Source organism: Leisingera sp. M523, from assembly GCF_025141335.1.
Lineage (GTDB): Bacteria > Pseudomonadota > Alphaproteobacteria > Rhodobacterales > Rhodobacteraceae > Leisingera.
This window is the reverse complement of record NZ_CP081036.1, coordinates 3,342,782-3,363,656: the sequence shown is the minus strand read 5'-3', so window position 1 is coordinate 3,363,656 and position 20,875 is coordinate 3,342,782. Positions and strand designations below refer to the sequence as shown.

Annotated in this window: 14 protein-coding genes, 1 tRNA gene and 1 pseudogene; 7 read left to right on the top strand and 9 right to left on the bottom strand. The window is 60.0% G+C overall.

The window, feature by feature from the left end; genetic code table 11:
* The first annotated feature begins 5 nt into the window (after positions 1-5).
* From K3557_RS16595 to K3557_RS16570, 6 genes are all read left to right on the top strand, one after another.
* Complete coding sequence (locus tag K3557_RS16595; RefSeq protein WP_259995126.1) at positions 6-1,391, top strand: HAMP domain-containing sensor histidine kinase; 1,386 nt, start codon at positions 6-8, stop codon at positions 1,389-1,391.
* 100 nt (positions 1,392-1,491) lie between these two features.
* Positions 1,492-1,568, top strand: a tRNA-Arg gene (locus tag K3557_RS16590).
* Positions 1,569-2,094: 526 nt separating this feature from the next.
* Positions 2,095-4,329 (top strand): ATP-dependent endonuclease, encoded by a 2,235-nt coding sequence (locus K3557_RS16585; protein WP_259995124.1) that lies wholly within the window; start codon positions 2,095-2,097, stop codon positions 4,327-4,329.
* Entirely contained in the window at positions 4,326-6,275 is a 1,950-nt protein-coding gene (locus K3557_RS16580; RefSeq protein WP_259995122.1) for a UvrD-helicase domain-containing protein, read from the top strand. Before K3557_RS16585 ends, K3557_RS16580 begins: the two co-directional genes overlap by 4 nt.
* Positions 6,276-6,494: 219 nt before the next feature.
* A complete protein-coding gene (locus tag K3557_RS16575; RefSeq protein ID WP_259995120.1) occupies positions 6,495-7,601 on the top strand; it encodes an NUDIX domain-containing protein in 1,107 nt (368 codons plus the stop codon).
* 88 nt (positions 7,602-7,689) lie between these two features.
* Entirely contained in the window at positions 7,690-9,114 is a 1,425-nt protein-coding gene (locus K3557_RS16570) for a nicotinate phosphoribosyltransferase (protein ID WP_259995118.1), read from the top strand.
* 402 nt (positions 9,115-9,516) lie between these two features.
* On the opposite strand, the gene K3557_RS16565 is transcribed toward K3557_RS16570, so the two are convergent.
* Together K3557_RS16565 and K3557_RS16560 are read right to left on the bottom strand one after the other, a co-directional pair.
* Positions 9,517-10,719: a multidrug effflux MFS transporter gene (locus tag K3557_RS16565; RefSeq protein ID WP_259995117.1), complete on the bottom strand. Its 1,203-nt coding sequence runs from the start codon at positions 10,717-10,719 to the stop codon at positions 9,517-9,519.
* Between the two features lie 851 nt (positions 10,720-11,570).
* Positions 11,571-11,750: pseudogene (locus tag K3557_RS16560) on the bottom strand (integrase core domain-containing protein); the annotation flags it as partial.
* A gap of 789 nt (positions 11,751-12,539) precedes the next feature.
* Here K3557_RS16560 and K3557_RS16555 point away from each other — a divergent pair.
* Positions 12,540-12,809, top strand: a complete 270-nt coding sequence (locus tag K3557_RS16555; protein ID WP_259995115.1) for a hypothetical protein — start codon at positions 12,540-12,542, stop codon at positions 12,807-12,809.
* Between the two features lie 279 nt (positions 12,810-13,088).
* On the opposite strand, the gene ehuA is transcribed toward K3557_RS16555, so the two are convergent.
* From ehuA to K3557_RS16520, 7 genes are all read right to left on the bottom strand, one after another.
* Positions 13,089-13,904, bottom strand: a complete 816-nt coding sequence (gene ehuA / locus K3557_RS16550; protein WP_311198475.1) for an ectoine/hydroxyectoine ABC transporter ATP-binding protein EhuA — start codon at positions 13,902-13,904, stop codon at positions 13,089-13,091.
* A gap of 2 nt (positions 13,905-13,906) precedes the next feature.
* On the bottom strand, positions 13,907-14,572 hold the full coding sequence (ehuD, locus tag K3557_RS16545) for an ectoine/hydroxyectoine ABC transporter permease subunit EhuD (protein ID WP_259989423.1): 666 nt from the start codon (positions 14,570-14,572) through the stop codon (positions 13,907-13,909).
* Between the two features lie 3 nt (positions 14,573-14,575).
* Entirely contained in the window at positions 14,576-15,241 is a 666-nt protein-coding gene (gene ehuC, locus K3557_RS16540; RefSeq protein ID WP_259995113.1) for an ectoine/hydroxyectoine ABC transporter permease subunit EhuC, read from the bottom strand.
* A gap of 66 nt (positions 15,242-15,307) precedes the next feature.
* Positions 15,308-16,150: a transporter substrate-binding domain-containing protein gene (locus K3557_RS16535; protein ID WP_259989427.1), complete on the bottom strand. Its 843-nt coding sequence runs from the start codon at positions 16,148-16,150 to the stop codon at positions 15,308-15,310.
* Positions 16,151-16,314: 164 nt separating this feature from the next.
* The gene (locus K3557_RS16530) at positions 16,315-18,771 is read right to left on the bottom strand and encodes an FAD-dependent oxidoreductase (RefSeq protein WP_259995111.1); all 2,457 of its coding nucleotides are present in this window, start codon (positions 18,769-18,771) and stop codon (positions 16,315-16,317) included.
* Positions 18,772-18,789: 18 nt separating this feature from the next.
* The gene (locus K3557_RS16525) at positions 18,790-19,971 is read right to left on the bottom strand and encodes a M24 family metallopeptidase (protein ID WP_409201187.1); all 1,182 of its coding nucleotides are present in this window, start codon (positions 19,969-19,971) and stop codon (positions 18,790-18,792) included.
* Between the two features lies 1 nt (position 19,972).
* Positions 19,973-20,818: an Asp/Glu racemase gene (locus tag K3557_RS16520; protein ID WP_259995107.1), complete on the bottom strand. Its 846-nt coding sequence runs from the start codon at positions 20,816-20,818 to the stop codon at positions 19,973-19,975.
* Positions 20,819-20,875: the final 57 nt, after the last annotated feature.

Sequence of the window (20,875 nt, the reverse complement as noted above, 5' to 3'; positions counted from 1 at the left end):
GCGGGATGCTCAACACGCTTTCGGGCAGATTTCTGATCCTGACAACTGTCTTTGTGATGCTGGCCGAGATCCTGATCTTTGTGCCTTCGATTGCGCGGTTCCGCGAGGATTTTCTGGCCGACCGGTTGCAGCGGGCGCAGATCGCGTCACTGGCGCTGCTGGCTGATGACATGCTGGCGACGGAACTGGAAGCGGAGCTTTTGGAGAACGCAGGTGTCTATAACGTCGTGCTGCGCCGCGACGAGATCCGCCAACTGATGCTGGCCTCGCCGATTCCGCAGCAGATCACTGGCACCTATGATTTGCGGATGGCTGGGGCAATGACCCTGATCCGGGATGCGGTGCTGCGGCTGTCCCGGCCGGAAAACGAGATTATCCGGGTGATCGGCGCGCCGGTGCGCGATGCGGGAATATTGATCGAAGTCACCATGGAAACCGCGCCATTGCGCATGGCGATGATAGATTACGGGGTGCGGATCCTGGTTCTGTCGGCGGTGATTTCGGTTTTTACGGCGCTGTTGCTGTTTGTTGCGGTGCGGATTGTGCTGGTGAAACCGATCAAGAGCGTCGTCGGCTATATGCAGCGCTATGCGGCGGCGCCTGAGGATGCGCGGGGCATCATCCACCCGAGTTCCAGCGTGGTGGAGCTGCGCGAGGCAGAAGAAGCGCTGATGCAGCTTCAGACCGAGCTGACGCACGCGCTGAAGCAGCGCGAGCGGCTGGCCCAGCTGGGCGGTGCGGTCGCCAAGGTGAGCCATGATCTGCGCAACATCCTGACTTCGGCGCAGCTGTTCACCGACCGGATTGAGATGAGCGAGGATCCCCTGGTGCGCCGGCTGGCGCCGAAGCTGGTGAATTCGATCACCCGTGCGGTTTCCCTGTGCGAGGGCACCCTGGCGTTCGGGCGCGCCGAGGAGCCGTCGCCCACCTTTGCAGTGGTCTGCCTGCATGAAATCACAGCGGATATTGCCGAAAGCGAGCTGCTGGCTGCGGACAGCGCATTGGTCGAGATCGTCAATGCAGTGCCCAAACCGATGATGCTGCGCGCCGATTCCGAACAGCTGTTCCGCATTGTCATGAATCTGGTGCGCAACGCCCGTCAGGCGATCACCGCCACCGGAAAACCGGGCAGGATCACGGTCGGCGCGTATGAGGAAGAAGACGCCTGGTATATCACCGTTTCCGACACCGGCCCCGGTTTGCCGAAAAAAGCCCAGGACAATCTGTTCACCCCGTTCCAGGGCGGTGCCCGCAAGGGCGGCACCGGGCTGGGCCTGGCCATTGCGGGCGAGCTGGCCCGCGGCCATGGCGGATCGGTCGTGCTGAAGGAAACCAGCCCGGACGGCACCGTTTTCGAGATCTGCCTGCCCAAGGGCGACGGCACGATTTGACCGTGGCAAGCAGGCTGACCGGAATATGCCGGCCGGAGGAAACTAATTTTGAGTTTTGGGGTTGCGACTCTCCAGCGCTATGATTAAACCCCGCCGCAGTGGACCGATAGCTCAGCTGGATAGAGTACTTGACTACGAATCAAGGGGTCGGGGGTTCGAATCCTCCTCGGTCCGCCACTTTTTATATTGTAAGGCGATACATAGTTCTACCTTTTGCGACAGAACATTGCCTTTGCGCCGCATAGCTTTACCTTTGGCCCTGTGATGACGCTGTACATATTTCCCTCTTTCAAAACTGGTTTTGAGCGAAGCCCTTCAGGGCGCTCGTCTCTAATACCTGCTCCCGGCGAGGGTTGGGGATAGCAAGTGCAATACAATTCGATGGGGTTGGTGCGGCCAGCAAGCGTCAGCTGAGGACGCCGCTATGTCTAATTGTATTGCAGGCGCGTGGGGATGACGTCCCCTAGCTCTTTTGTTGGGTAGGTCGGGCGGGAAGCAGACCTTCGCTGCAGAAACATTAGAGCCCTTGGGCATCGGAAGAGCGGGCTTTGGAGACGTGGTGCCTTTAAGCTCCGAAAGCGAATAGCCCGACACGTGAAGACTGGCAGGGCCCGCGGCGGCCGTGCGCGCCTACAAACCCGCAGGACAAGTGTATATATCCAACCACGAGCGCAGCAATTCCTGCGCGGAGGAAACCGATATTATGAAACTTACACGCATTGAAATCTTCAATTTTCGCAAGTTGCGGCGCGCCCGTCTGGACCTTTCGAACAAGCAGACGCTGCTCGTCGGGGCCAACAACAGCGGCAAGACATCGGCCATTAAGGCGCTGCGCAAATTCCTCAAGGATCGCGGCGGCATCGACACGCGCGATGTTACAGCCTCCAACTGGGCCGCGATCGAACAAATCGCGAGCGCCTGGACACAGGAGGCCGAAGCGGATCTCAGCCCGCTCCTGGCTCAGCTTCCGTTCCTCGACGTCTGGCTCCATGCTGACACGTCAGAGCTGCACCATGTCGCGCATTTGATCCCAACACTTACCTGGACTGGCGGTCTGCTGGGCGTGCGCCTGCGCATGGAGCCAAAGAAGGGGGCGGACATCAAGGCTCAGTACCTAGCCGCGCGAGAGGCCGCTCAGACTCTACAACCCGGCGGCACAACGGCCGACGGATTCGCGCTTTGGCCACGCGACTTTCGGGAATTTCTGGACAAGCGCCTGAAGGATCTATTCGAGCTCAACGCACATCTTTTGGACCCCGCGAGCTTCACCACGACAGGGCCGGTGGAGCCGCATCCCCTGCAGCACTTGCCGGAGGGGATCGGTGCGAACCCATTTGCTGGCCTCATCCACATTCGTGAGATCAACGCGCAACGCGGTTTCGCAGATGCGGGAGACAGTAAGGGCGACGACGATGAGCCGACGAACGCAACCAGCCGGAAGATCGCCAGCCAGATACAGCCCTATTTCCGCAAGCATATCGACCCCGAAACGGACCCCACGCCGAACGACGTTAAAGCGCTCAAGGCGATCCATGATGCCGAAACCACCTTCAATGCCCGTCTCAAGGATGGCTTCGCCGATGCCATCAAGGAACTGGAAAGTCTTGGCTACCCCGGCGGTCTTAACAATCCGAAACTCTCCATTGCCACGCAGATCAAACCCGTTGACGGGCTCGATCACCCAGCGGCTGTACAATACGATATCTCGGGCGACACATCCGGGGTGAAGCTGCCCGAAAGCTACAACGGCCTGGGCTTCCAGAACCTGGTCTCCATGGTGTTTCAGCTCATGCGTTTCCGGGATGACTGGATGCAGGTGGGCAAGTTCAAATCACAGGAGGTGACCCCGGACGACAGGGGCATCGAACCCCTGCAACTGGTGCTGATCGAAGAACCGGAGGCGCATTTGCATGTTCAGGTGCAGCAGGTCTTCATGGCCAGGGCCCACAAGGTGTTGCGCAACCATAAAGATCTGGAGAAGGAGGACGCGGCTTTTACCACGCAGCTGGTCGTAAGTACCCATTCGGGCCATATCGCGCACGCCGCCGCGTTTGAGGAGCTGCGTTATTTCAAGCGCGAGCTGCCAGGTCACGGAGTTGTGCCCACGGCCACTGTGGCGAATATGACGGGACTCTTTGGAGCGGACACACAAACTCGTCGCTTCGTGACGCGCTATCTGCTGAGCACACATTTTGATCTATTCTTCGCCGACGCCATCATCGTGATCGAGGGTGCCGCAGAACGAATTCTGCTGCCGCATCTGATCCAGCATCACTACCCTAATTTGGCTGCGGCCTATCTCTCTTTCCTGGAATTGGGGGGCAGCCACGCGCACCGGATGAAGCCTCTGATCGAGGCGCTGGAGCTACCGACGCTGATTATCACCGATCTTGACGCGGTGGTGGAGGTCAACAAGGGCGGTAAGGTTGTCAAACAATCGGCCCAGCCTTGCTACGGGGCCGCTCAGACCACCTCGAACCACGTGCTAAAGACCTGGCTCCCCGGGCTGGCAGAGATCGACACGCTTTTGGCTCCTCCACTCAAGGCCCTGTGTCACACGGCTCCCGACCGCCCCATCGCCGTCAGTTACCAGACACTGCAAAGCGTTACCCTTGGCTCGGTGTCCAAGAACATCACACCCAGCACCTTCGAGGATGCTCTTGCGCTGACCAACCCGAAACTCGTAAAGGACGCCGCGAAGGCGGAACTGGCCTGCCGCATGACCCGTGACTTTGCCAAGTTCATCGCTGCCGAGCCCACGCCAGAGGACCTCGCCACCGCGCTCTTTGATCGGTTGGCAAAAAAACCGGAGAAGGCCGCCTTTGCATTGGACCTCCTTTATATCGAGGACATCAAATCGCTGCGCGCGCCGCCCTATATCGACACCGGTCTGACCTGGCTCGCAGGCCAGCTGAAGGGTGGGGAGGGCGCAACGTGACAGACGTGACAGACGCCAACCGCGACGCCACCGCCGATGAGACGATCCGCGCCTGCCTGTCCCTCACCGCGCCGCGCAGCTTCTTTCTTTTTGCCGGGGCGGGATCGGGCAAGACGCGCTCTCTCAAGGACGCATTGGAGCGGTTGGACACACAGACCCTGACCACCTTGCGCAAACACAGCCGTAAGATCGCTGTGATCACCTATACCAACGCCGCCGCAGATGAGATCACGCGCCGCGTCAAGGCCGATCCGGTGTTTCAAGTGCAGACCATCCACAGCTTCGCTTGGTCGCTCATCGAGGGGCGAACGGCGGATATCCGGGGCTGGCTAGAGGACCGTTTGCCGACGGAGATTGCCAAAGATCAGGCAACCTATGAGAAGAGCCGGGCGGGCAGCAAAGTCCATGCAACTAGTTTCAAGAAAGTTGCCTCCAAAACAAAGCGGCTGGAGCGCCTGGCCGAGATCCGCGCCTTCACCTACGCGCCCCAGGGGGACAATTTCGGCCGCGACGCCCTGCAGCATGCCGAGGTCATTGCGCTCGCCGCGCATTTCCTGACTGAAAGCGAGACATTCCAGAACATCGTTCTGGCGCGCTACCCGTTCATCTTGATCGACGAGAGTCAGGACACGATGAAACCATTGATGGAGGCGCTTTTGACCTTCGAGGCGCGCCATCGCGGCCGCATCGCCCTAGGGTTGCTCGGGGACACGATGCAGCGCATTTACACTGATGGTTTGCGCGATCTCGACCAAAGGGTGGGGGATTTCGCGCAACCCGCCAAACAGATGAACCACCGCAGCCGCGCGCGGATCGTGGACTTGGCGAATGCGATCCGGCGCGACGATGATGGCCGCCAGCAGCGTGCGCGCGAAGACAAACCGGGTGGCACCGTGCGCGTCTTTCTTGCGCCAAGCGAGGGCACGGATCGCGCGGCATTTGAAGCTTGGACCCGGGCGGAAATGGCCCGCATCACCGAAGACCGCGCATGGCAGGACGCGGAGGCGATCAAGACCCTGACGATCGAGCGTCACATGGCTGCCGCACGTCTTGGCTTTAGTGAGCTGTTTGAGCCCCTGAGCAAACCCGACAAGCTCAAGGACGGGTTTCGCGATGGCACCTTGCCCGCGATGCGGCTTTTCACCTACCGGGTCTTGCCTTTGGTGACGGCACAAAGGAATGGGGATGCCTTTGCCGCTATGGCGGTGCTGCGCGACGGCTCACCGCTGGTCGATAAGAGAGGTATCCGGGCGGGGCACGCGGACCAAGCCTCTGGCCTTGACGCGGCGCGGGCGGGTGTCGCGGCGCTGATGACGCTATTTAAGGACGAACGGGATCCGAGTTGTGCCGAAGTGTTAGCGGTGGTGGCCGAGCACCGGCTGTTCCCGATCCCAGATCAGTTTCGGCCCTGTTTGCCTGACAACAGTCCCGTGGCCCAGGACATGGCCGACATTCTTGCCGAGCTTGGTCCCACTTTTGACGAGCAGGGCCTGACTACGCCCGAGGACACACCACCCATAGCAACCACCATCACCGAGGCCTGGACGCAGGCACTTGCCGCCCCGTTTTCCCAAGTGGCGCGCTACCTCGCCTATGTCGAAGACCGCAGCCCTTATGGCACCCACCAAGGAGTCAAGGGGCTCGAATTCCCCCGGGTTATGGTGGTCGCCGACGACGCCCACACGCGCTTCAAAGGCCTTGCCTCCTACGAGACGCTGTTCGAGGTGAAGCCCCTGGGCCCAACCGCGCAGAAACAGGCGGACAAGGGTGAGGAAACCACGATCGAGCGTACACGCCGTTTGCTGTACGTCACCTGCACGCGGGCGGAAGAGAGCCTCGCGCTTGTACTCTATTCCGTGGCCCCCGATACAATCCGCCACTTTTTGATTTTCAACGGATGGATGTCCGAGGATGAGGTCGTGATGGCTGCGCCCGGCGGGACCTAGAGGACGGTTCCGTACGAGTTTCGGCGACAAAGCAAAATCTGGGTCGTCCGATCGGCACTATGCGCGCGGAAGAGTGCGATCAGATCTTTCGCGGGAAGCGGAAGCAGGCTGTGGGCGCGCGAGCGCGCCACCTATAGTTGACAACCCGAACTGAGCGACATACCTAATTGTGCATGCAAGGAGGTCTTGCATGCACATTGATATCGCGGAGGTCGCGCTATGACACAGGTCACGCTTTCAGTGATCATTGGACGGTTTCAGCCTTTTCACAAAGGGCACCGTAAGCTGTTCGAACATGCTTCACAAATCTCAGATCAAACGTTGACGCTGATCGGATCGGCTTTCCGGCCGAGATCAGAGAAGAACGCGTTCAAATGGACGGAACGGGCGGATTTCATCACCACAGCTATGAAATCTGCTGGTTGCACGGCGGACATCACATGCCTGCCGCTGATCGATACTCTGTATGACGACAAGACCTGGGCAGGTAATGTGCGCACGGCGATTGATCTTCACTTGCGAACCCAAGGGATTGCGCGGGCGGATGCCCGGATTGTTCTGGTCGGGCATGATAAGGATGAAAGCAGCCGCTACTTGCGCTGGTTTCCGGAGCTCGAAGCTGTCTCAGTAGAGGCGGAACGCAACGGATCCACTGTTTTGAATGCCACCGACATGCGCGCCGGGCTGTTCCTGGATAAAGCTCCCGTTGCGAAATTGCGTGACACCTTCGGTGCGGTTGAAACCGATCAGGTTGTTTCATGGATGGAGCAAAACACAGGCGCCGTGGCTCAAATCCGCGCAGAGGCGGCGTATAATCAGGCCTATCGTGAGAACTACCGAAAGGCAGTTGCCACGTTTGGACATGAAATCCCTGCGGACTGCGCCGATGCGGTGGTGGTCCAGAACGGGCATATTCTGCTGGTCGAACGGGCCAAGGCTCCGGGTCAAGGACTGTATGCCTTGCCTGGCGGGCACCTCCAGAAAGAAACTGCGCAAGAGGCGGCAATCCGCGAGCTGATCGAGGAAACCCGCCTGAACATTCCGCGCAAGCTGCTGGAGGGCCGGATCGCCGCGCGGCAGGTGTTCGACCACCCGGATCGCTCCGAACGCGGCTGGGTGCGCACCGAGGCGTTCAAGTTCGAGCTGATTGATGGCAAGGCGCAGGAAAAGGTCAAAGGCGCGGATGACGCCAAACGCGCCTTCTGGATGCCGGTCAATCAACTGACCCCGGATGTGATGTTCGAAGATCACTTCGACATCATTCAGGCTTTGGTGCCCAATGTGCCCTTTGCCTATTCTTCGGTTCTGATGAGCCGGATGCACTGAATTCATCGGCCCCGCCGGGGCCATGATCCCCAGCCTGCCGGGAGGTCCGGTACGGCTTCACATATCCAATCCAAGGAGGACTGGAGCCATGATGATGCAAACATCAAATTTTGCAAACAGTGTTGCTACGGGCAATTTCCTGCTCGACACGGACAGCTACAAATACAGCCACCCCAAGCAATTTCCTGAAGGCACTGAACAAGTCTTTGCCTATATCGAGCCGCGCCGCCCCGATGGTGAGATCGATGAGGTCCTGTTTTTCGGCCTTCAGGCTGAACTGGTGAAGCTGGAAGGGCGCATCGTCACCCAAGCCATGCTGGACGAGGCCACCCCCTTTATCGAAGCCCACGGCCTTTCGCTCTATGTCGAAATGTTTCAGCACATCATTGATGCGCACGACGGGCTTTTGCCCGTGCAGATTGACGCCCTGGCGGAAGGAACGATTGCCCCGGTCTCGATCCCGCAGGTCAGAATTGTGAATACCGATCCCAAATGCTGGGCCTTGCCCGGCTTTCTGGAAACCCGGTTGCTTCGGGCCGTCTGGTATCCCAGCACCGTCGCGACCATTTCAAACTACGTTGTACGGCAAATCCGGGACCGCCTGATCCGAACCGATGGCAGCGACGAAGGCCTTGCCTTCAAGCTGCACGACTTCGGTGCGCGCGGCGCCACCAGCGCCGAAAGTGCTGCAATCGGCGGAGCTGCGCATTTGGTGAATTCGATGGGCACCGACACAGTGGGCGGGCTTGTACTTGCCCGCAACGTATACGGTGCCGGCATGGCGGGTTTCTCGATCCCTGCGACAGAGCACAGCACCGTGACCTCTTTCGGTGCGGATGGAGAGCTGGACTTCATGCGGCAGTTCCTTGCGGACAATCCCCAAGGGATCATCGCCTGTGTTTCGGACAGCTACGATCTGATGCAGGCGGTGCGGGAGTATTGGGGCACTGAGCTGCGCAACACGGTATTGGCCCGTGACGGGGTGCTTGTCATACGCCCCGACAGCGGCGACCCGTTGCAGATCGTGCCCGATGTGATCGAGGCGCTGATGGAGAGGTTCGGCTATTCCCTGACCCCGAACAGTTTCCGTATCCTGCCCAGCCAGGTGCGGGTGATCCAGGGTGACGGGGTGAACAAGACCTCTATTGTCCGGATCATGGACCGGATGATTGAGCGAGGCCTTGCCATTGGCAACATCGCCTTTGGCATGGGCGCAGGCCTGCTGCAGAAACTGGATCGGGATACGTTCTCATACTCGATGAAAACCTCGGCCATCTGTGTGAACGGGGAATGGCGCGACGTCTTCAAAGACCCGATCACTGCCGCGGGCAGCAAAACCTCGAAGAAAGGGCGTCTTGGTGTGATGGAAACAGATGCGGGCAAGTTTGTGGTTCGCCCATACGGCAACATCCCGTCCGGCCACGACGCGCTGAAAACAGTTTTCCGGGATGGCGAGATCATCGCGCGTCAGAGTTTTGAAGCCATTCGGAAACGCGTTGGCCTGATCGCATAATTGCAACCCTGCCAAGTCCGCCTTGTTCTGCAGGGCGGCCTTGGCCTTCTCCGCAATAATCCTCAAATCCGTTTGGATGCTGATCTCGTGGTGAAAGTCTGCTTTTGAGAAGCTGCATTGCAGCGTTGGCACTCACGGCGAGCGTCGGTTCAGGGCCGACCTCGCCCGCCGGGGCCTGCAGGACGCGCCCAGGGCCGCCGCGGCGCGGAGATCGGCCGGTATGAGCCCAAGGCGGCCATTTCCAATTCATGCTGCATGCGCACGCAGCGCGAAAATCGCTGCACCTGCTCAGTTCATGGCACGGCCCGGCAGCGGGAATAACTGCCATTCGTTGGTGGCGCGGCGAAGATTTTGAGGGCAACTCACAGGTTGCTGGACCTTCCGACCGATGAGCAATTCAGGTTAGCGGACATTCAATTCCTCCGAAGCTGCCCGCAGGCCAAGGGCCAGAAGAGCAGACACGAGACCCGACGCTGAGGCTGCAAGCATCAATATCAAGAGCATCAGTGCCGGTTCTATGGTGGGTAGAGCAAGCCCAGTGAGTGTTGTCAGGACCGCGCCTCCGGCCACGATCAAGGCGCCATTCAAACCAGCTGCGCTGCCTGCAAGATTGGGCCGCACGGACATGGCTGAAGCATTGCTGCTTGGCATTGTGATACCATTTCCAAGGCCGACAAAAACCGTGCTTCCGAAAAACAATACGGGCGAAACAAAGCCCAATAGGATGGCGGCAATGCCCAAAGAGATACCGAAACAGGCGGTAAGCCGTCCCGCCATCATCATCGTTGTTGGCTCAAACTTCGGTGCAAACCGGCCAGCAATAAACCCTCCAAGCATGAATCCGGCTGTGATCGTTCCCATAGAGAAACCTAGCTCGGCCGTCGTCATGCCAAACTGTGACTGTGCAACCAAAGGCACGCCTGTCAGGAAGATGTAGAACGCGCCGGTCGAGAAGGCGCTGCAAAAGGAGAAGGCCCAGAAGCGCGGCTCCTTCAGCAGATCGAGCATCCCTTCGGGATTTGCAGCGTTAGGCTCCGAGCGGGCCGGTTTTGTCTCTCCGAGATCCATCCAACAGATCGCAAAGAGCACGCAGCCAGATACTGCATAGAAATAGAAGTTTGCACGCCATCCGAAGGCGGCGTCCAGAAGCCCGCCAAGCATTGGCCCCAGCATCGGCGCGATGGCCATCGCCATGCTGATGTATCCGATCAACCCTGCTGCCTTCCGTTCGGACGTGGTGTCACGGACAATTGCCAACGACAGCGCGTAACCAGAGATCATCCCGCCTTGCAGCATCCGAAAAACTAGGAACGTCCAGACATCTGCGGCGAAGGCGCAGATGACCGATGCCCCGGCGAACACAAACAATGAGGTCAGAAGGACGGGGCGGCGGCCAACCCGGTCGGACAATGGGCCTACAATGAGCTGGATCACCGCCGTGGTGGCGAGATAACCAGCGACGGCAAGGCTCACAGTTGCGTAACTCGCATCCAAGTCAGTCGCGATACTGGCGAGTGAAGGCAGGAACATATTCAACGATAGAGTTGAGAATGCTGTTAGCAGGATCAGCGTTACAAGGGCGGGTGGCGTTTGGGCTTTCATCATTTGGTGTTTTCTCGGTCATGAAACAAAAAAGCCCCCGAACTTGGTTCAGGGGCGCGTGGAGACAGATATGGAAACCGTTATCGGACCATGCACCTCTCGGATACGACTACGACGATGTATCGTGGCTTCATTTAAGTTTCTCCTTCAACCCCAAGGCTAGTTAGGGGCCTTTAGTTTGGCAATGGCTGCTTCGGTAAATTTCTGCACTGTGACGAATGATAAGATGGGGCTCACAACCGCCGAATGCCGGCGCAGCACGCAGCGCGACCAAGGTGGCACAAGAGCAGCTGTTCGCCGAATCCGCCAAACCCTTGGCTTTTCACCGCTTGAACCGGCACGCTGCCGTTCGCGTATCAGCAACTGTCGTTCGCACCAGGAGCGGCGAAACCGGGTAGTGAGCCCGACCCAGTCATTGGCATTTCTCGTTGCGCGCGCACGCAGCTCGAAAATCGCTGCACATGCCAAAATTCCGACGCTGCCAAGCAACCAGAGAACCGGCCGTTCAGGCGGCGTGCAGCGATGTTGGCACGGGGACTCACAGATCCGCAGACCTTGCCGTAAGCGTCCGGTCTAGCCGCTCTGCCGAAGGTTGCTATGAGCAGAAACTGTCCAGCAACGAGATAATGGACAGTATTGAGGTTGGGCATGGGCAAGAAGCGTTGTCGTCGGAATTGGTCAAACGAAAAGAAGCGTATGATTTGCGCGCAGACGAAGTTGCCGGGGGTACTCGCTACGTGATTGCTCAGCACCCGAAACAGACCTCCAGAGCGCTTGCCCGCGTTAAATCGGAATCCTTGTCCGCGCTAATCCAGTGAGCAACTCCCCAACTATTGGACAGTTTCCGGCGTAAATTAAGCTACTCTCTGCTCCTGCTGATCGGTTTGGTTTCCGTCTTTCCTCAGCCAATAGACCATGGCTGGTGGCTTGCCGCCAAGGGCGGAGTGTGGGCGCTTGTGATTGTAGAATGCCATCCATTTCCGGATCCCGGCCTTGGCTTCTGATCCGCTCTCCCAGGCATGCAGGTGGGCGCAGCCCGGACTGCGGCCGGACGGTGATCTGACACACGGGGCCGGAACGGTGGAATTGGGAGGGGCCCGCGCCTGGCGCGGGAGGAACCGGATTTCTCCGTGGAGGCTGACGCGCAGCGGCATCAGAACCCGTGTTCAGATTGCCGGCCGGATGGCAGGCGGACCAATCAAATGAAAAATGCCGGGGCAGGGGAGGAGCGGGCGCAGCCCGTCGATGCCCTGCCACGACTCCTAGAATATGCAATCCGCGCGCCCTGCGCGGATTTCTACTCTTTCTTTCTGAAGCCGCAGCTGCCCAGCTGCCAGACAGTCCAGCCTTGTCCCGCAAAAGAGATCGTCACCCTCCGGGGCGGAAACTGGGTAGTGCAAACGACTTGTGGCCGCGGTGGAAAGTGGCTCGGCCCTATGCGCATCATCGAAATCTTCCGGCGCGGCCAGAAACCAACCACCCGCGCACCGCCAAGGAACCAGGCCGCATGATGGAACGCAAATCAAATTGCTCAATAGCAGCCTGAGCCGGTGAGGCGGTTTTGGACAGTGCCGCCCTGCACCGGATCATGCCGCAGCTCAAACATCCAGCAACGCGCACCGGGGAAATGGCGATGCCCGGATGCCTGACAGCGCTGAACAAGGCTCATGGCACAAAGGAAAGAACCGCTTCCAATCGGTCAGCACTTCCCGGAAAATAACATCGGCGAAACGCTTTCCCATAGACACCGACCAGCTTCCGCGGCCTCCTCCTTGTCAGGGTTTCCCAACGCGGGCCATCCGAGACTGCCGACGCGGTACCGGGTGCTGATCGAAAATCTTGCTGGCGCCCTGAACGCGCCAGAAGTGCGGCGGGAGGCGACGGCGTCGCTGCAGGCGCTGATTTCGGAGGTGCGGATGGTTCCGGACGGTCCTGCACCGGGCGGGTATCAGCTTGAACTTGTTGGGGAATTGGCAGGGCTGATGGCTTTGGGGCAGCCGAAATCGAAAAAGCCCCCGCATTTTGCGGAGGCTTGGTTGGAAACGTTGGTTGCGGGAGCAGGATTTGGACACTGTTTCATTCAAGTTCAATAACTTGTGGCTACGTTGCCAGCCGCCATCCTTGCAAGCTTTGCTTGAGTATCTTCCTACATCCGTTTTGCGCAGGAAGCTGCCGCTGCAAAGTTTCGAACTGCCGACGCCCTTCGAAACCTGGCCGGCCCCGAGCTATCGTTCACCTCACCTTTGGCCGCGGCAGTGCAGCTTAACCAGACCAGCCGCACAAGTGCCACGCTGCTTTTGCCAAGATCAAAGGTCTGCTCGCCGGGCAGACCCGCTGCCTTAACCAGTTGCTCGGGAAACCCGCTCTGGTCTTCAGACCGCTTCCCGCACCGCGCTCAGGAATTGCTGTGTCCGCTCCCGCTGCGGGTTGCCGAACAGTTGTGCGGGCGGGCCCTGCTCTTCGATCTTGCCGCCATAAAAGAAGCATACCCGGTCCGAGATATCGCGGGCAAAGCCCATCTGATGCGTCACCATCAGCATGGTCAGGTTATGTTCCGAGACCAGCTGGCGGATCACGTTGGTCACCTCGCCGATCACCTCCGGGTCCAAGGCCGAGGTGACCTCGTCGAACAGCATCACTTTGGGCCGCATCGCCAGTGCGCGGGCAATCGCCACCCGCTGCTGCTGGCCGCCCGACAGGCGCGAGGGATGCTGATCCTTCTTGGAGATCATTCCGACCAGTTCCAGTAATTCTTCTGAACGGTCGCGCGCCTCGGCCTTGGACAGGCCCAGGACCTGCACCGGCCCTTCCATGCAGTTTTCCAACGCTGTCATATGCGGGAACAGGTTGAAGTGCTGAAAGCACATGCCGATGTCGGCGCGGCGGCTGCGCAGGTGGCGTTCGCTGGCAGGCACCAGCTGGCCGCCCTTGGGCATATGCGTCAGCGGCTTGCCGTCCACATAGATCACCCCGCCGTTGATCTGCTCAAGCGTCATCAGCATCCGCAGCACGGTGGTCTTGCCCGAGCCGGAGGGACCGATGATCGAGACCATTTCCCCTGCCGCGACGTCGAGATCGAGGTCGTCCAGCACAGTGAGCGCCCCATAGGATTTGTTCACCTTGCGAAAGCTCACCATCGGCGTGTCTTCACCGGTGATTTCAAGCGGAAAGCCAGTATTGTCCAGCATCGTTACAGTCCCAGTTTGCGGCGCACATACCCTTCGAACAGCCGGATCAGGCCCGCTGCCGGCAGGGAGATTGCCAGAAAGATGATGCCGACCATCGTGTAAGGCTCCAGAAAGCGGTAGTTTTCCGAACCGATGGCATTGGCGGTATGGATAAGCTCGGCAACCCCGATCACCGACAGCATCGGCGTGTCCTTGAAGATGCCAACCAGGTAGTTGCCCATGCCCGACAGAGCGGGCGGGATGGCCTGCGGAATAATTACCCGGCGGTACTTCTGCGCGGTGGACATGTTGAGCGCGATTGCCGCCTCCCACTGGCCTTTCGGCACGCTTTCAATACCGCCGCGGAAGACCTCAGACAGGTAGCAGGCATAATGCAGACCGATGGCGATCATGCCGGACATCCAAGGGCTGAGCCGGATGCCGAACTGCGGTCCTACATAGAATACAAAGAAGATCTGCAGGATCAGCGGGGTGGAGCGGATGAACTCGACGAATTCCCGCACCGCAAAGGTCACTGCTTTGGAGGGGGTCCGCTGCGCCAGTGCCAGGGCCATGCCCAGCACTACCGCAATCGCATAGCCCGCGAGGGCCGCAACCAGCGTGTTGCCGGTGGCAGTGATCAGGCGGGGCAGAATCTCCCAGGTGAAATCCCATTGCCAGTCAAACATGGCTTACGCCCTCCCCATCTTGCGCGCCATGTGGCGTTCCAGCCAGCGCATGAACGGCGTCACGAAAAAGCGGGCCAGGACGTAATAGATGACCAGTGCCGCGCCAAAGACTTGCGCCGACAGGAAGGTCGAGGCGTTGATCTGGCGGGATTCGAACATAAGATCGGCAACCGAGATCAGCGAGACCAGCGCGGTGCCTTTCAACAGCTCGATCATCAGGTTGCCCCAGGGTGGCAGCATGCTGACAAGCGCCTGCGGCAGAATGATCCGCCGCATCCGCTGCGCCGGGCTCATGTTAATGGCAAGCGCCGCCTCCCACTGGCCCTTAGGTACCGACAGGATGCCGCCGCGCACCAGTTCCGCCCCGTAAGCGCCGATGTTCATGCCCACCGCCAGATAACCGGCAGTGAATTTTTCAATCGTCAGGCCGAACAACGGCAGGACAAAGAAGATCCAGTAGAGCTGGACCACAAGCGAGGTGCCGCGGAAGATTTCGATATAGGTGACAGCTGCACCATGCAGCAACCGGTTCTGCGAAAGCTTCATCAGGCCCATGCAGAGCGAGATCGCGATGCCAATTGCTGCAGCAAGCAGGAACTGTACCAAAGTAACGCCCGTCCCAGACAGGAGCCGCGGCCAGTACTGGACCAGGAATTCGTAAAAACCCATCAGTAATCCGTATTGCACGAGGAGAATTTCAGGCGGCGGCACCCAAGGCGCCGCCGCACAGCCGGATCAGCGGTTCGCGCAGGTCCATTCGGTGGTCTTGTCACCGGGCAGGGTGCTTTCGGTGTAGCCGTACTTAGCGACGGTCTGCATCATCTCCTCGGAACCGATGTAGCCTGCCAGCGCTTTGTTGAACTCGGCCAGGAAATCACTATCCGCATCACGGAAGCCAACGCCGACCCAGTTCAGCGTCCATTCCGGCAGCGCGCTGGGATCGGTCACATCGACGGCCTCGTCGCTATCGGCCAGATGCGCGGCTTCGAAATAGGTCATGCCGGCAGCATCCGCGCGGCCGGCCTTAACGGCTGCGAGCATTTCAGTGGGCCCTGGCACCTGCATGATCATCGCGTCGGTCAGCCCTTCCTTCTTGGCAGCCTCCACGGTGTTGTAGCCGGATCCGGCAGCCAGCACCGCTTCGGCGGACAGGATATCCTGATAGGTCTGGATCCCCTTGGGATTGCCGGCCGGAACGATGAAGGCGTCACCGGATTGTGCAATCGGCTCGGAGAAGGCAATGTTCTCGCAGCGGCTGTTGAGGATATAAAGACCGCCGGTGATCATGTCATAGCGGTTCGCCTGCAAGCCAGGGATCAGACCGCCCCAGTCGGTGACGGTGGCCTCGACGTTGTCGTGCCCCATCTTTTCCAGGATGCCGACGGCAATCTCGTTCACAAACCCCTTGGCGTCGCCGTTCTCGTCCGGGTAGCCCCAGATTGGGATATTGGAGAAGCCGATGCGGAGCGGCTCACCCGCAGCAATCCGGTCATCAATCGGCCCGGCCAACGCCGCAATCGAGCTGACCACGGTTGCAACTGCCGCTGCGCCCAGAGTGTTGAGTAGTTTGTAAGTCATGGTTTCCTCCCAGAATTTAACCTGTCTTCGATATGGAACCCGCGCCTGCTGTTTGGCTGGGGCGGCGTCTCCATTGCCACGGTCCTGAGCTTGAGCCGGTGATGAGAGCGGGACACCGGGGATGTGCATCAGGACCGTGAACTCCTCCTTGGTGCCGGGCGCCCTCAGGCGCCGGACAGCATCCGTTTGCTTTGCGGGTCATAGAACGGGGTCAGGCTGACATCGGCCTCGAAGCTTTTGCCCTCCACCAGGACCGTGAATTGGCCGTTCTCCACCGCTGCCTTGTCTGTTTCGCCGTCCGGCAGGTTCAGCAGGCACAGGCCGACAGCCGCCCCGACCGTCTGTCCCCAGGCGCCGGCGGTCACGTAGCCCGCAATCTTGCCGTCCCGTAGAACAGGTTCGTTGTGATGCAGCAGCGGTCCGGGATCGCGCAGTTTGACCGAGCACAGGAACGGCCCCTTGTTTTCCGCCTTGCGCGCCAGATAGGCATCGCGGCCGATAAACGGGATGGGCTTCTTGGCCTTGCAGACAAATTCCATGCCCATCTGATGCGGTGCTTCGGTATAGGCCATATCGTGGCCCCAGTGGACAAAGCCCTTTTCCAGCCGCAGCGCATTCAGCGCCTCGCCGCCGATCAGGCGGATGCCTAACTGTTCACCGGCCTGCATCAGAACTTCGAACACATGCTCAGCGAAATCCGGGGTGACGAAGATTTCCCAGCCCAACTCGCCGGAATAGGACAGACGCTGCGCAAACACCGACGCGTGGCCAATGTGGAAATGCTGCAGACTGTTGAACGGGAACGCTTCGTGCGACACGTCGGCATCGCTGACGGCCTGCAGCAGTTCGCGGCTCTTCGGTCCCATGATCCCCAGCACGCCATAGGCGGTTGTCGCATCGCGCAGGCGCACATCCTCGCCCGGCTGGATCAGGTCGCGCAGATGCAGATAGTCGCGCCGGGTGTGCGAGATTGAGCTCATCACCATAAAGCTGTCTTCGCCATGACGCGCAACCGTGACATCGCTTTCGATACCGCCGCGTTCGTTCAGCATCAGCGTATAGGCGACGCGGCCATTGGCCATTGCCATGTTGTTGGTGCAGATCCGCTGCAGGAAGCTTTCGGCGTCGCGGCCCTCGACCATCAGCTTGCCCAGCATGGTGTAGTCGATCATCGCAACCGCTTCACGCGCGGCTTTCTGTTCCTCCTGCACATGCGGGAACCAGTTCTGGCGTCCAAAGCTGTATTCGTACTTCGGCTCAACCCCTTCGGGCGCGAACCAGCCGGGGCGTTCCCAGCCCTGGGCCTCGGTGAAACAGGCGCCGCGGGCCTTCATCGGGTGATAGAACGGCGTGCGGCGCAGGTTGCGGACGGTCTCGCGCTGGCGGTTCGGCCAATGCATCGCATAGGTCAGCACCAGCGTTTCCGGGCAGCGTTCCTGCAGATAGGGATCGCGCGCCTGGAACTCCTCGCAGCGCTTGGGGTCCATTTCGCTGAGGTCGATCGGCGGATGGCCGTCGATGATCCACTGCGCCAGTGCCCGCCCGGCGCCGGAACCCGACTGGATCCCGGTGGAGTTTACCCCGCCCAGCACAAAATAGTTCGAGATGTCCGGTGCCTGCCCCAGGATGAAACGGCCGTCATAAGAATAGCTTTCCGGCCCGTTAAAGAAGGTGCGGATACCGGTTTCCTGCAGCAGCGGCACCCGGTTCATCGCCAGTTCCAGAACCTCCATCACATCGTCCTCGACAAACGGCAGGCTGTCGAATTCAAAGTCTTCGGAAATGCCTTTCATGCCCCAGGGTTTGGCCTGGAAATGGGCAAAGCCGAACAGCAGCTTGCCGGCGTCTTCCTTCCAATAGGTGCCGTCACAGTAGGAGCGCAGCACCGGCAGGTCGCTGGGCAGATTATCAATTGCCTCGGTCACCAGATAGTAATGCTCGCAGGCGTGCAGCGGCACGCCAACACCGTTCTGCCGGCCCAATTCCCGCGCCCACATGCCGCCGCAGTTCACCACGTAATCGGCGCTGATCGTGCCCTGATCGGTGCGAACGCCAACGGCCTTGCTGTCACGGGTCAGAACTTCTTCGACATTGATGTTCTCAAAGATCTTGGCACCGCGCATCCGCGCACCCTTGGCCAGCGCCGTGGTCAGATCCACCGGGTTGGCAGAGCCGTCGCTGGGCATATAGATGCCGCCCAGCACGCCATCGGGGTTCATCAGCGGCCAGCGTTCCTGGATTTCGGCGGTTTCCAGATACTGCGCCTCAATCCCGAACAGTGCCGCAAAATCCGCCTTGCGCTTCAGCTCGGCCATCCGTTCATCGTTCACCGCAACCGAGATTGAGCCCGACCGCCGGTAACCCGGGTTCTGACCGGTTTCCGCCTCGATTTCCTCCAGAAGCTCGATACCGTATTTGGCAAAGGCGGTGGTGGCGTGGCTGCCCTGCAGCTGCCCCACAAGGCCCGCGGCGTGCCAGGTGGTGCCGCTGGTCAGCTGCTTGCGCTCCAGCAGTACAACGTCGGTCAGCCCCTGTTTGGCCAGATGATAGGCCACCGAGCAGCCGTGAATGCCGCCGCCGATGATGACAACCTGCGCGTGGGACGGGAGTTGTTTGGTCATTCTGGTGAAACCTGTGGCTTATGTGATGATCGGAAGCTCGCGCGCAGCACGGCGCGACAGCAGTTCGGCGCCATCCTCATGGATGACAATGTTTTCCTCATGCAGCATCATCTTGTTGCCGCCAAAGGCGAAACCGGGCTCAAGCGTCAGCACCATGCCGACCTCGATCACGGTGGTGTCGCCGGGCATCAGCGAGGGCCATTCGGTCACCTGCATCCCCAGCCCGTGGCCCATCCGGCCGATCTGATGGCCGCTGCAGCCGCCCGCCTCCAGGACCTTGGCCATAGCGCCCCACAGATCCGCGGTGGTGATGCCGGGGCGCGCCGCCTGCAGGCCGGCCTCGGTTGCGCGCCAAGCCAGATCATAGGCGGATTTGGCCGCGTCAGAGGCATGGCCAAAGGCATAATTCCGGTCAAAGTCGCAGCTGTAGCCGCCCCAAAGGGAACCGGTATCCAGCAGCAGCATGTCGCCGTCTGCGATCACCCGGTCGGTGGGCCGGTTGATCACGTCCGAGAACCCGCCGGGGCCGGAGCTGCCGACCAGATAAGGCACGTCATCGGCGCCTTGCTGGAGCAGATCGATCTTGAACTTGGCAAAGGCCTGGCGTTCGGTATCGCCTGCCCGGATATGGTTCGGCAGATCTTCAAAGGCCGAGGAGGCAATACTGCAGATGCGTGCGATCTTGGCGATCTCAGAGGGGGATTTCACCATCCGCAGGCTACGCACCACTTCGGTGCCGTCGGCCATGGAAATGCCGTCCAGCCTGCTCTGCAGTTTCTGAAAGTCGGCGGCCGGCATCCGCACATGGGTTTCATGCCCCATCGGAACACCCAGGGTGCCGCCGCCGGGCATCACCTCGCGCAGGGTATCGGCCAGCAGGGAAATGCCGTCATCTTCCGGCTGCGGTGCCAGCCAGGTGCGGATATCGGAAACCCAGGTCAGCGACATGCTGGGACCGCCGATTTCCGGGATCACTGCAATGGGTGCGCCGCTGGCCGGGATCACCACAAACCAGGGCCGTGTCGGGCTGAGCCAGAAAATCGTATCGAACCCAGTGAAATAGCGCACTTCCGGCTCGGTAGTCAGCAGCAGCGCATCCAGCCCAAGGCCCGCCATGATCTTCTGGGCGGCTTGCGTGCGCTGTTCGAATTCGCTGGTAGAGAAGCCGCGTTCGGCGGCGGGATGCACATCCGTCATCATTTTAATCCTGAGGCTTCAATTGGGTGTGAAAAAGCATGCCCGCACCGGCGACGCTGTCGCGCAGCCCTGCCAGCCGGGCAAGGTGCCAGGCGGTGACTTGATTGCTGGACAGAACCGGCTTGCCCAGGGCTTCTTCGGCTTCAGCGATAATGGGCAGCGCCCGCAGGCTGGTGCAGGACACAAATACGCCATCGCAATCATCGCGCCGGCCGACTTCCTTGACCGCAGCCAGAATGCTGTCCGAGGAAATCCGGGCGACCTTGAAATCATCCGATTGGTCGAAGGTTCCAATCGCATTCACCTCAAACCCTGCCGCAGCCAGATTGTCCCGCATTTCAGTGGTCACCTCGGGGGCGTAGGGGGTGATCAGTGCGATCTTCTTCACCTTCAGGGCTTGAAGCGCGGCTTTGCAGGCCGTCAGCGGATTGGTGATTTTTGCCTTCGGATGCACTTTGCTCAGTATGCTGTCCACCCGTGCTTCGCCAATCATCGTGGCGCCGGATGTGCAGCAATACCCAATTGCGCCGAATTCAAACGCCGGCGGCAGCAGCTCAGCCGCCGCTGGAAGATCGGCCTCCATCTTGCGCAGCGTGCCACAGGTGACTTCCATCTCGTTCGGGATCCGCGCGTGATAGACAGCAACATCCTTGCGCCGCAGCAGCGTGGCAAACTCATGCTCAAGCGTCTGATCGGATTGCAGCACGATCAGTCCGATCCGCGCCCTTGCGCCCAGACCGCCGTCCGCTGTGAACTCCAGTGTCTGAATATCCGGCACCACGTTCTTAAACCCGCCTCTAGAAAAAACGGGCGTCAGCCCTTCCCCCTGCTCCATCGCCTTGCATTCCATGGGCACTCCATGCAGTCAGGAGATGAAACTCTCGCTTGCTGGTATATACCAATGATC

Excerpts from the sequence above, each read along its gene's own strand:
- ehuC (WP_259995113.1), bottom strand. The coding sequence starts at position 15,241 with ATGGGTTTTTACGAATTCCTGGTCCAGTACTGGCCGCGGCTCCTGTCT.
- K3557_RS16585 (WP_259995124.1), top strand. The coding sequence starts at position 2,095 with ATGAAACTTACACGCATTGAAATCTTCAATTTTCGCAAGTTGCGGCGC.
- K3557_RS16565 (WP_259995117.1), bottom strand. The coding sequence starts at position 10,719 with ATGATGAAAGCCCAAACGCCACCCGCCCTTGTAACGCTGATCCTGCTA.
- K3557_RS16570 (WP_259995118.1), top strand. The coding sequence starts at position 7,690 with ATGATGATGCAAACATCAAATTTTGCAAACAGTGTTGCTACGGGCAAT.
- ehuA (WP_311198475.1), bottom strand. The coding sequence starts at position 13,904 with ATGCTGGACAATACTGGCTTTCCGCTTGAAATCACCGGTGAAGACACG.
- K3557_RS16575 (WP_259995120.1), top strand. The coding sequence starts at position 6,495 with ATGACACAGGTCACGCTTTCAGTGATCATTGGACGGTTTCAGCCTTTT.
- K3557_RS16525 (WP_409201187.1), bottom strand. The coding sequence starts at position 19,971 with ATGATGACGGATGTGCATCCCGCCGCCGAACGCGGCTTCTCTACCAGC.
- K3557_RS16595 (WP_259995126.1), top strand. The coding sequence starts at position 6 with ATGCTCAACACGCTTTCGGGCAGATTTCTGATCCTGACAACTGTCTTT.
- K3557_RS16520 (WP_259995107.1), bottom strand. The coding sequence starts at position 20,818 with ATGGAATGCAAGGCGATGGAGCAGGGGGAAGGGCTGACGCCCGTTTTT.
- K3557_RS16530 (WP_259995111.1), bottom strand. The coding sequence starts at position 18,771 with ATGACCAAACAACTCCCGTCCCACGCGCAGGTTGTCATCATCGGCGGC.
- ehuD (WP_259989423.1), bottom strand. The coding sequence starts at position 14,572 with ATGTTTGACTGGCAATGGGATTTCACCTGGGAGATTCTGCCCCGCCTG.
- K3557_RS16535 (WP_259989427.1), bottom strand. The coding sequence starts at position 16,150 with ATGACTTACAAACTACTCAACACTCTGGGCGCAGCGGCAGTTGCAACC.